Annotated in this window: 6 protein-coding genes; 5 read left to right on the top strand and 1 reads right to left on the bottom strand. The window is 33.4% G+C overall.

The annotated features are described in order from the left end of the window. The first annotated feature begins 72 nt into the window (after positions 1-72). On the top strand, positions 73-1,758 hold the full coding sequence (gene gldJ / locus IR010_RS15475; RefSeq protein ID WP_029271890.1) for a gliding motility lipoprotein GldJ: 1,686 nt from the start codon (positions 73-75) through the stop codon (positions 1,756-1,758). Positions 1,759-1,874: 116 nt separating this feature from the next. Beyond that, entirely contained in the window at positions 1,875-3,161 is a 1,287-nt protein-coding gene (locus IR010_RS15470) for a UDP-N-acetylmuramoyl-tripeptide--D-alanyl-D-alanine ligase (protein WP_194605121.1), read from the top strand. Positions 3,162-3,216: 55 nt separating this feature from the next. On the opposite strand, the gene IR010_RS15465 is transcribed toward IR010_RS15470, so the two are convergent. Beyond that, positions 3,217-6,087 carry a triple tyrosine motif-containing protein gene (locus tag IR010_RS15465; protein WP_194605119.1) on the bottom strand — a complete coding sequence of 957 codons (2,871 nt, stop codon included), beginning with the start codon at positions 6,085-6,087 and terminating at the stop codon, positions 3,217-3,219. Between the two features lie 345 nt (positions 6,088-6,432). Here IR010_RS15465 and IR010_RS15460 point away from each other — a divergent pair, with 345 nt between their 5' ends. The 3 genes from IR010_RS15460 to IR010_RS15450 are packed head-to-tail and all read left to right on the top strand — an operon-like array spanning position 6,433 to position 11,975. Further along, positions 6,433-9,543, top strand: coding sequence for a SusC/RagA family TonB-linked outer membrane protein (locus tag IR010_RS15460; RefSeq protein ID WP_194605117.1), 3,111 nt, complete (start codon positions 6,433-6,435; stop codon positions 9,541-9,543). Positions 9,544-9,556: 13 nt separating this feature from the next. Then, entirely contained in the window at positions 9,557-11,065 is a 1,509-nt protein-coding gene (locus IR010_RS15455) for a RagB/SusD family nutrient uptake outer membrane protein (RefSeq protein WP_029271894.1), read from the top strand. A 31-nt stretch (positions 11,066-11,096) separates the two neighbouring features. Continuing rightward, positions 11,097-11,975, top strand: coding sequence for a PKD domain-containing protein (locus tag IR010_RS15450; RefSeq protein ID WP_194568182.1), 879 nt, complete (start codon positions 11,097-11,099; stop codon positions 11,973-11,975). The last annotated feature ends 36 nt before the right edge of the window (positions 11,976-12,011 follow it).

Below are 12,011 nucleotides of genomic sequence, written 5' to 3'. Positions count from 1 at the left end.
ATTAGAACAGATGTTGCTAATTAAATGTTAATTATTATATTGCAGCACCTAAATTTATCACCTAGAATGAGTATGAAAGTAAACAAAATTGTAGCCCTGCAATTAATGATGTCAATGGTATTGATGTTAGGCACGGCTAGTTGTAGCAAAAAATCGAGTTCCTCTCACGCTTCTCGAGCAACGGGTTGGGACGTAGATAGTCAAAATGGAACTGCTGCTAGAAATGCAGGGAAAACACAACAGGCTGGTCCTGGTTTGGTTTTTGTTGAAGGAGGTACATTTACTATGGGTAAAGTACAGGATGATGTTATGCACGATTGGAATAACACACCAACTCAACAGCACGTTCAATCATTCTATATGGATGAAACTGAAGTTACGAATGGTATGTATTTAGAATACCTAGAGTGGTTAAAGAAAGTTTTTCCTCCAACAGAAGAAAATTACAAAAATATTTACGAAGGAGCATCTCCGGATACTTTAGTGTGGAGAAATCGTTTAGGATATAACGAAACGATGACTAACAACTACTTGAGACATCCTTCATATGCAAACTATCCTGTAGTAGGTGTTAACTGGATTCAAGCAGTTGAGTTTAGTAAATGGAGAACTGACCGTGTAAACGAGGCAGTTTTAGAGAAAAACGGATATCTTCAAAAAGGTGCTAAAACAAATGATGTTACTGCTGAGAATGCATTTAATACTGAAGGGTATTTAATGTCTCCAAGTACTTCACGTGGAGGTAATGAAGAGATTGTAATAAAGAAAAATCCAAACGGAAAAAGACCAAAAGCTGGAAAAGATGGAGTAGTTCCTGAAGAGAAAAATGTGTACGCACAACGTTCTTCTGGTGTTATCTTGCCTGAATACAGACTTCCTACTGAAGCAGAATGGGAGTATGCAGCTGCGGCAGATGTTGGACAAAGAGAATATAATATATACAAAGGACAAAAGAAATATCCTTGGTCTGGTGATTATACGCGTTCATCAAAACGTAAAAACAAAGGAGATCAATTGGCTAACTTTAAACAAGGAAACGGTGATTACGGTGGAATTGCAGGTTGGTCTGATGATGGAGCTGATATTACAAATGTCGTGAAAAGCTATGCGCCAAACGACTTTGGATTATATGATATGGCTGGTAACGTAGCAGAATGGGTTGCCGATGTTTACAGACCTATTATCGATAATGAAGCAAATGATTTTAACTACTATAGAGGAAATCAATATGCTAAAAACAAAATTGGTAAAGATGGTAAAGTTGAAATCGTTTCAACAGCTACTATTAAATATGATACTTTAAGTAATGGTAAAGTTGTAGCAAGAAATCTTCCAGGAGAAATTGCTCAAGTTCCAGTTGACGAACAAGAAACATATTTGAGAACAAATTTCAGTACAAGCGATAATATCAATTACAGAGATGGTGATAAACAATCTTCTAGATATTTTGACTTTGGAGATTCTGAATCAGGACCAAAAACGGATCAAGCAATGTATAATTCTCCTAAACATAATATTACTACTGATAGTTTAGGCAAGATGATTAGAAAATATGATAACTCAAGCAAACGTACTACTTTGATCGATGATAAAGTAAGAGTTTACAAAGGAGGTTCTTGGAGAGATAGAGCTTATTGGCTAGATCCAGCTCAAAGAAGATATTTCCCTCAAGATATGGCAACTGATTACATTGGTTTCAGATGTGCAATGTCTAGAGTAGGTTCTAAAGCTGAAAAAAGAAAATCACCAAGGAATTAAGATTTAGAAATTCCAATAAAAAAAATTCCAAATTCCAAATCCTGAACATTCAGTATGGGATTTGGAATTTTTTTATTGTTTTTTTTCTATTTTTATGATCTATAAAATTTTTATAAATGAATATTCAAGACATTCATAACTTGTTTTTACAATGTAAATCTCTTTCGATTGATACTAGAAAAATTGAAAAGGGATCTATGTTTTTTGCTATAAAAGGCGAAAACTTTGATGCTAATGCCTTTGCTGAAGAAGCTTTGAAATTAGGAGCTTTATTTGTTGTTATAGACAACGAATCTTACTTTATAGATGGTAGAACTATTTTGGTTGAAAATAGTTTAGAAACTTTGCAAGAGCTGGCTAAATTTCATAGAAATTATTTAAAATTGCCAATTGTCGCCCTGACAGGAAGCAATGGAAAAACAACAACAAAAGAGCTGATAAATGCTGTTTTGTCTAAAAAGTTCAATACAAAAGCTACAGTCGGAAATTTAAATAATCACATTGGAGTTCCGTTGACGTTATTATCTTTTACTAAAGAAACGGAGATTGGAATTGTAGAAATGGGTGCGAATCATAAAAAGGAAATTCAATTTTTATGCGAAATTGCCCTTCCGGATTACGGCTACATAACGAATTTTGGAAAAGCACATTTAGAAGGTTTTGGTGGAGTGGAAGGAGTAATTGAGGGCAAAAGCGAAATGTACCAATATCTCGCTAAAAATGATAAATTGGTTTTTGTAAATCTCGAAGATCCTATTCAGATCGAAAAATCTGCGGGAATACGATCATTTACATTTGGCGTAAATAATGATAAGGCAAATATTAATATCAAAAATATTCAGGCGAATCCTTTTGTTGCTATTGAGTATGATAATTTTGCTATACAATCTCATTTAATTGGTCTGTATAACGCGAATAATATAAATGCTGCAGTTTCTATTGGTAATTATTTTAAAGTTGATGACGAAGCTGTAAAAGAAGCAATCGAAAATTATATTCCAGAAAACAACAGATCACAATTGTTAAAAAAAGGCTCTAATCAAATTATTTTAGATGCTTATAACGCAAACCCTAGCAGTATGTCGGTGGCTATCGCGAACTTTCTGCAATTAGAAAATCAGAACAAAATTATGATTTTGGGAGATATGTTTGAATTGGGTAAAGAAAGTGAGCAAGAACATAAAATTATTGTTGATTCACTTATAAACCAAGATAATTCGATTTGTTATTTAATTGGAAAATCGTTTTATCTGAATAAAGTTTCCAGCGAGAAAGTTTCATTTTTTGAAACATTTAATGATTTTGCTGATTATCTAAAAACGCTTCAGTTTAATGAGAATACAATTTTGATAAAAGGCTCAAGAGGAATGGCATTAGAACGTACTCTTGAATATATTTCTTAAATACATTCTATTTATAGAGAAGGCCATTCGTCGCAACGAATGGCCTTCTTGTTTTCTAAATACTCATTAAAAAACCAATTAAGTTTTCTTTTTTATTTAATCCGAGTTTTTTTCTCAAACGATATCTTGCCAATTCAACTCCTCCAGTCGAAATGTTCATAATTTCGGCTATTTCTTTGGTTGACATGTTCATTAATAAATAAGTTGATAGATCCAATTCGCGTGGCGAAATAGTTGGATATTTTTCTTTGAGTCGTTTTAAAAATTCAAAATGAACGTTCTTAATGTGTTTTTCTAAATCTTTCCAGCTCTTGTCTGTATTTACTTCTTTAACTATACTTTTGTTCAGTTTGCTGACTTGAAACTTAGTTGAATCATCTAATGCTTCAATATCAATTTCCTTTAGTTTGTGTATAATTCCATTTAAGATTTTATTTTTCTTTACAACCTGTAAAGAATTGTTTACTAGTTCTTTGTCTTTAGCTAGGATTTTGATTTGAAGTTTGTCATTTTTCAATTTTTCAATTTCCTTTTCCAAGTCATATTGTTCTTGTCTAATTCTCGATTCTTTTTCAAGGTAAAGCCTTCTTTGTTCGATAGTTTCGTAATATTTGTTTTTTCTAATCTTCATTTTAATTCGATCAGAAACTACATATATTCCAATTATAATTAAAATAAAGTAAATCATAAGCGCTAAAAAATGTCTGTACCACGGCGGAGAAACGGTAAATGACAGCGTCGACGCCTCAGATTGAATTCCGTAGCTGTTTCTCACTTTTACCTTCATCGTATATTCTCCCTCTCGAAGATTAGTATATTCCTTAATAGAAATAGTAGACCAATTACTCCATTTCTCGTCAAAAGGCTCTAATTGATAAGAGAATTCGACATTCTCTAGATTTTCATAAGTTGGCGATGAAAAAGTGAAGCGAACATGGTTTGATGAATATGGAATTCGAATATTTTCTATTTTATTCTGATTGTTTCCTAGAATTACAGTGTCACCAGGAAATGAAAAACTTCGGATAAAGGCTTTTGGCTTTGTTACAAAGTTGTTTAGCAATTCAGAATCGTAATGTGCTAATCCGTCTGTTAGTCCAATAAAAATATTTTTTGAATCGATTGTATTAACAGATAAATAACTGCTGACCAAATTGCCAGTTAAATTTGAAAATGGTGCGACAATATTTGTGTAATAATTATTTTTCTTCATTAAAACCCCCAAAGACTCATTAAATGCATACCATAAATTTGATTGTGAATCTTCGCTTAAGCTATTAATGATGGGAATGTTTTGGAATAATTTTGATAAATTTTTGTCTTCGTAAAATATATCCTGTTCTTTAGAATATTTATAAAAATGATTGTTAGTTTGAAAATACAGTTGATTGTCTATCTTCTGAATGCTCCCAATATTTTTGTATTGAGAAGTTAATCGATCTATTTTTTTAATTGATGAAAATCGTGTTAAATCATCGCTGAGTGCCATTCTATAAATAGATTCGTCTTTTTTAAGCCATAAATAAGAATCGTCAAGCTCAAAACTGTTAGACGATTTGTCAAAACCAATTACCTGATTTTTATACCTTAATCCGGTTGGTGTTTTTTCAAAAACTGCAAATCCGTCATAATTTGAACCTAAGAAAAATCCAGGTCGATTTGGAATTTTCTTAAAACCAAAATATCCTTTAGAATCTATAATTTTGGTTACTTTACCTCCTTTTATAACAAGAGCACCTCGGTTGTTAGAACAGATAAGTTCATCATCGATAACCTGAACGTTCCAAGACTGAGCCGTTGTTCCTTCGACAAGTTTAAAAGTATCTTCTTTAAAGCTGTTATTCCAAGCGTGGTAAAAAACACCTTGATTTGTGGCTACATATAAGTTTCCCTGATGAATTACTGAAGCGTATACGGTACTAATGTCATAACTAAATCCAAAATAAGTAAATGGAGAAGCTTCATTTACAAACGCGATACCGTTATCAAGCCCAAGCCAAAGGTTGTTTTTATTGTCTATAAAAGAGGTCAAAACGGTATTATTCTGGAGTCCTTTTTTTCTATTAATATGCTGAATTATTTTTCCATTAAAGTCGCAAATAACAATTCCATCCAAGACAGAATTTAAAACAATAAAATTGTCTTTTATGGTTACACCACCAAGAGAGTTATTCTTTTTGACAAAACTATTGGCTTCCGTATCCCAAGGTTTTACATTATGGTTTTCGTAAATAAATAAACCCTTTTCTAATGTGATGATTAAAGTTTTGTTTTTTGCCAGCGGATACATTCCCCAAATTTCTGTATTATTTAAGACAGTTGTATTTGGCAAAGCGTATAGTCTGCCGTTTTTGAATTCTAAAATTCCTTTCTCAATATCCTGAAAGTATAATTTTTTATTAACTACAAAAGAAAATTGAAAGCGTTTAGGCGCTTTTAGTATTGTAAGCTTGCCATTTTTGAAAACATATGCCCTTGCAAATGATTGAAAAATGGTTTGATTTTCTATAGTATGAATTTTCCAGATAAAGTCGATTATTTTGATTTTATTCTTATCTACTTTTTTGGCTAAAGATGTGTATTTTAATCTTCCTTTTTCATTTGGCTGAAAATATCCAAACTCATTATAACCCCCTACATATATTTTTCCGTCATTATCAATCTTTAAGCATCTTACAGAAGTTAAATTAGGCAAAGGATATTTTCTCCAAGAAGAACCATCAAATTGCAAAAGACCATTGTTATTGGCAAAATATAGGTTTCCGTTTTTATCTTGTCCAATATTCCAATTTTGTGTACCTCCTTTATATTCGTTTCGTTTGTAATTTCTTACATCAGGAAGTCCAATGTTTTTAACTTGACCAAAAAAAGTGATTGTGAATAATGTAAAAAAAGTAATAATAAAATATGATTTTCTCAATTTCATAATTTTTTTTATTTGTTTGGGATTTTAATGCTTAACATGTTTGTTTTTAATGCTTTATGTTTATTTTGGCTCTACTACTTCGATGTAGAAACCTCTTTTATTAATAAAAATAAGCAATCTTAATCAACTGTAGTGTTTATTTTTGCAATTAACATTTTCATAACATCTTATTTTTTATTATTAAATAACTATATATTAGATATTTATATAAAAAATGATGTGTTTTTGTAATGTAATAAAATTTGCTTTGATGTGTTTTTGTAATGAATTTTAATTGTTGATAGTAAAAAAATAACATTATTATTGCATCAAATTACTAATTAATTAACCAAAATTTTTAGAAAAATGAAATTAACAAAATTACTTCTTTTTTGTGTTTCGTCTCTGTTATTCTCGGTTATAGCTGTGGCTCAGGATGTCACGGTAAACGGGATGATTAATGATGAAAGTGGAATGCCAGTTCCAGTTGCAACAATTGTATTGAAAGGTACAACAAAGTCAACGGCATCAGATTTTGATGGGAAATTCCAAATTCAAGTGCCATCAAATGGTGTTTTGACAGTTACTTTTATTGGATATACTACAGTTACAGAAGCTGTAAACGGAAGAACAAAAATTACTATTCAATTAAAACCTGAATCACAATCACTAAATGAAGTTGTGGTTGTAGGATACGGTACTCAAAAGAAAGCAGTAGTTACAGGATCAATTTCCAGTGTAAAAGCTGCAGATCTTGAAAAAGTACCAAATGGTCGCGTTGAGCAGGCTTTGCAAGGTAGAGTTTCTGGTGTAACGGTTGCGGCGAGTTCAGGACAGCCGGGATCTGGGTCAACAATTCGTGTACGTGGTATTACTACTTTTGGAGACGGAGGTAACAATCCGCTTTGGGTTGTAGACGGAAACGTTGTTGATGCAGGAGGAATTAACTTTTTGAATCAATCAGATATTGAATCTATTGAGGTTCTTAAAGATGCAGCATCTGCCGCAATTTACGGTACTCGTGCTGCAACGGGTGTAATTTTGGTTACAACGAAAAAAGGAAAATCAGGAAAAATTTCAGTGAATTATACTGGTTTTAGTGGTGTTTCTTCTCCAGCTAAAAGACTTAACTTATTAAATGCTACACAGTATGCTACAATAATGAATGAAAAATCTTTAGCAGATGGAGGTTCGCCTGTTTACGCTAATCCTTCCGCTTTAGGCAAAGGTACAGATTGGCAGGATGCAATTTTTAATGATCATGCTTACAGATATTCTCACGAATTAAGCTTTAGCGGTGGAGGTGAATTTTCTACTTTTTATGCGTCATTCGGTATCCAAGATCAAGAAGGTATCGTTGCAACTGATATTTCTAACTATACTAAAAAGACTTTTCGTTTAAACTCTACTCACAAAATTTCTAAGTTTTTCACTTTCGGACAAACTTTTGCGTACGCAAAACAAAAGTCACTTGGAATTGGAAATACAAACAGTGAGTTTGGAGGACCTTTGAGTTCTGCAATCAACCTAGATCCAACTACTCCTTTAGTAGTAACTGATCCTGCTGTTGCAAATGCGGCTCCATATTCAACTAATCCAGTTATTCGTGATGCAAACGGAAATCCTTACGGAATTTCTAGTGTTGTTGGTCAGGAAATGACAAATCCATTAGGATATGTTCAAACAAGATTAGGTGCATATAACTGGTCAGATGATTTCGTAGGGAATGCTTATTTAGAGGCTAATATTACAAGTCATTTAAAAGTTAGGTCTACATTGGGAGGTAAGTTAGCTTATTGGGGAGATACAGGATTTACACCTGTTTATTTCTTAAGTTCAAATGTAAATGTTCTTAAAAACAACTATCACCAAAATAATAACAAATCATTTGCTTGGAATATAGAAAACATCGTTACTTATTCTAACAAATTTGGAGATCATAATGTTAATTTATTAGGAGGTCAAGGAACTTATGTTGATAACATTGGTGGATATGTTGGAGCTACAATGTTTGGTTTGCCTATCTCTAGTTATAAAGACGCTTCTTTTAACTTTGATATTCCACAATCAGACAGAACAAGTGGTACAAGTGATTTGATACAACATAAAGTAACATCATTATTTGCTCGTTTAAACTATGATTATAAAGAAAAATACCTTGTAACAGGTGTAATTCGCCGTGATGGATCAACACGTTTTGGAGATAATAATAAATTTGGTGTTTTCCCTTCATTCTCTTTAGGATGGGTAGTTTCAAAAGAAGATTTCTGGAAAGAAAATGAATTTGTTAATACATTAAAAATTCGTGGAGGTTACGGAGTTGTAGGTAATGACCAAGTTGCTGATTTTAGATACATCTCATTAGTATCTGGAGGATATAACTATGCACTTGGAAACACAGGTAATATCACAACTGGTTACGCTAACGTAACACTTGATAACCCTGATTTGAAATGGGAAGAAACTTCTCAGACAAGTATTGGTTTTGACGCGAAATTATTCAATGATTTCAATTTTACTTTTGACTATTTCATGAAAAAAACAACTGGAATTTTACAGCCAGTAGTTATTCCTGGATATGTTGGAGTTGCAGAACAACCTTGGGCAAACGTAGCTGATATGAACAATAGCGGTTTAGAGTTTGAATTAGGATACAAAAAAAGACTTGGAGATTTCAATTTAGGAGTAAACGGAAATGTTTCTACACTTAAAAATGAAATTACTTATATTGGTGCTACTGCTGATTATATTGAAGGAAATGCTTCTTTTCAATCTATGGGTCCAGTTACAAGAACTGAAGTAGGGCATTCTTACAATGAGTTCTACGGTTACAAAACAGCTGGGATTTTTCAAAATGAAGCAGAAATTGCTGCTTACAAAAATGCTGCAGGCGGATTAATTCAGCCAAATGCAAAACCTGGAGATTTTCGTTGGGTAGATAATAACGGAGACGGTTCTATCTCAGATCAGGATAAACAATATCTAGGAACAAGTTTGCCAAAATTAACTTTCGGTTTAACATTGAACTTAGATTACAAAAACTTCGATTTCATGGCATTTGCTCAAGGAACTTCTGGAAGCAAAATTTTCCAAGGATTACGCAGGCTAGATATCTTGAATGCTAATTATCAAACTACAGCATTAGATCGTTGGGTAGGAGAAGGAACATCAAACGATTATCCAAGACTTGCTAACAATGATACGAACAAAAACTTCAGCAACATGTCTGACTTTTATCTTGAAAAAGGAGATTACGTTCGTTTGAAACTTGTACAATTAGGATATACTCTTCCTCTTAATTTATCATCTAAAATTGGAGCTGATAAAATTCGTTTCTACGTTAATGGAGAAAACCTAGTAACGTTTACTAAATATACTGGATACGATCCTGAAATTGGAGGTCAAGTATTTGGTATCGATAGAGGTGTTTATCCACAAGCAAGATCTATTATGCTTGGGGCTAACTTTCAATTTTAATACATAAAGAATCATGAAAAATATAAAATATAAATATATATACATTGCCGTTGCATTGGCAGTTCTAGGCTCTTGCTCTGAGGATTTTGTAACTCTTCAGCCAAAAGGATCTTTCCTTTCAACAAGTTATTATAAAAATGAACAACAAGCAACAGCTGCATTAGTTGGAGTTTATGATCCATTAAGAAAAAACACGGGTGGATTTGAAAATATGGTAGCAATGCTGAATGCCGGATCAGATGATTTTTATGCTGGTGGTGGTGGTGCTTCAGATGGTAACGGAATTCAAAATTTTTCTACTCACTCTTTGACATCATTAATTATTCCAGGAAGTTTCTGGAATGACCATTATCAAGGTGTTTACAGAGCGAATGTTTTGCTTTCTAAAATGGCAGATGTTGATATGTCAGATGCTTTAAAAGTGAGATTTACAGCAGAAACAAAAACGTTAAGAGCTTTATACTACTTTAATTTGGTGAGAATGTTTAAAAACATTCCGCTTATTTTAGAGCCGCTTACTACATCTACAATGTTAGAAGTTGAACAAGCAACTCCAGAAGCGATTTATGCTCAAATTGAAAAAGATTTAACTGAAGCTATTCCTGGTTTGCCAACTGCTGTAAATGCTGCATCAGAATCTGGTCGTTTGACTAGAGTTTCTGCTCAAGCTTTATTAGGTAAAGTTTATTTATTTGAAGGTAAAAAACCTGAAGCAGCTGCTATTCTTGCGCAAGTAAATGGAACTCCAGGTGCTGCGAATCAATACGGAAATAAATTGCTTGCTAATTTTAGCGATTTATGGGTAACTTCAAACAAATACAACTCTGAATCATTAATTGAAGTTTCACACACAAGTGCTGGTAATTCAAACTGGGATTTCTGGGGTTCAGGTAGAGACGAAGGAAACTCATTAAATGTTATGGTTGGACCTAGAGGTTACGCTAGACCTGCTAATTCAACAGCACCAGATCTTCCATCAGGATGGAGTTTCAGCGTGCCTACACAAAAGTTGTATGACGCTATGAAAAATGATCCAAGATTTGGAGCTACAATTTTAGACATTAAGGCATTAAAAGCGGCTGGTTCTGCTGATTATATTGGCGGTTACCAAGATACTGGATATTTCTTAAATAAATTCTTGCCTAGACAATCAGATGTTCGTACAGGCGGAGGAGCTGCAGAGTTAAACTACAAACAAGATTCGTATATCATTAGACTTGCAGATACTTATTTAATGGAAGCTGAAGCATTAGGTTCAGGAGCTAGAGCGCAGGCATTATTAGATGCTGTTAGAGCTAGAGTTGGATTGCCATCTGTTCCTGTAACATTAGCTGCAATTAAAAATGAAAGAAGAATGGAGCTTGCAGGAGAAGGTCATAGATTTTTTGACTTAGTAAGATGGGGAGATGCTGCAACGGCTTTAGCTGATAGAGGTTTTAATGCAGGAACAGATGAGATCTTTCCAATTCCTCACGTTGAGCTAGTGGGTACAAAATTAAAACAAAACCCTAACTACGAATAATAAAAAACTATCTAACCAAAAACCAAAAAAGATGAACCTAAATATAAATTTAAAGAAAAGTGTATTCCTAATGCTAGCTGTAGCATTAGGAACACTAACAAGCTGCGATGACGAAGTTGGTAACGGAAATGGATTAGCTGCAGCTAATGTTGATGCTTCATTTACTGTAACTCCAGTTACAGGCGCAGTAAATACCTATCTATTAACGGCACAGCCAAAAGGTGTTATTTCATCTAAATGGAATATCGGTGATGGTGATTATGCAGGTAAAATGAATGAAACAATTACGTTGCCAGATGCAGGAACTTATACGGTAACTCATACGGCTATTGGAGCTGGAGGAACATTAGGAAAAGCTACTGCTCAAATTGTTGTGGCTAAAACGGATCCTCTAAAAGGAAATTTAGTTCAAGGAGGCTCTTTTGAAACTGCTGCTGATCAAGCAAAATGGACTGTGCTAAATCTTAGTGCAACTGGAGCTGCTTTCTGGTCGTATGCAAATAAAAGTGCTACAATACATTCTCCTGGAGGATGGGCACAAGAAGGGATTTACCAGGCAATTGATGTTATTAAAGATAAAGAATATACAATCGATATGTTAGTTTCTTGCCCTAGCGGTTCTGATGAAACTTGGTTCGAAGTTTACGCAGGTACATCAGCTCCTAAATCTGGAGTAGAATACAAAGACAACAAAGTAATGGGATTAAGTACTTGGGACGGTTGTGCTAAAGCAGCTTTCTCTGGCAAATTATCTGTTGTAGGATGCGTTAAAAATGACGTAACCGGAACGGTTTCTAATACAGTAAAATTCGCTCAAAGCGGAAAAATTTATCTTCTTATCAGAAGTGGTGGTAATACATTTACTAAAGATGGTATCACTGTTTCTAAAATTGAATTAAGAGGGAAATAAAATATTAAGTTAAGTTTAAGTTTGGTTGTAAATAGC

Source organism: Flavobacterium sp. MR2016-29 (genome assembly GCF_015350695.1).
Classification (GTDB): domain Bacteria; phylum Bacteroidota; class Bacteroidia; order Flavobacteriales; family Flavobacteriaceae; genus Flavobacterium.
This window is presented reverse-complemented; position numbering and strand designations above follow the sequence as displayed.

What these genes read in the sequence shown, in the direction of transcription:
- IR010_RS15460 (WP_194605117.1), top strand. Translation starts at nt 6,433, where the DNA reads ATGAAATTAACAAAATTACTTCTTTTTTGTGTTTCGTCTCTGTTATTC.
- IR010_RS15470 (WP_194605121.1), top strand. Translation starts at nt 1,875, where the DNA reads ATGAATATTCAAGACATTCATAACTTGTTTTTACAATGTAAATCTCTT.
- gldJ (WP_029271890.1), top strand. Translation starts at nt 73, where the DNA reads ATGAAAGTAAACAAAATTGTAGCCCTGCAATTAATGATGTCAATGGTA.
- IR010_RS15465 (WP_194605119.1), bottom strand. Translation starts at nt 6,087, where the DNA reads ATGAAATTGAGAAAATCATATTTTATTATTACTTTTTTTACATTATTC.
- IR010_RS15450 (WP_194568182.1), top strand. Translation starts at nt 11,097, where the DNA reads ATGAACCTAAATATAAATTTAAAGAAAAGTGTATTCCTAATGCTAGCT.
- IR010_RS15455 (WP_029271894.1), top strand. Translation starts at nt 9,557, where the DNA reads ATGAAAAATATAAAATATAAATATATATACATTGCCGTTGCATTGGCA.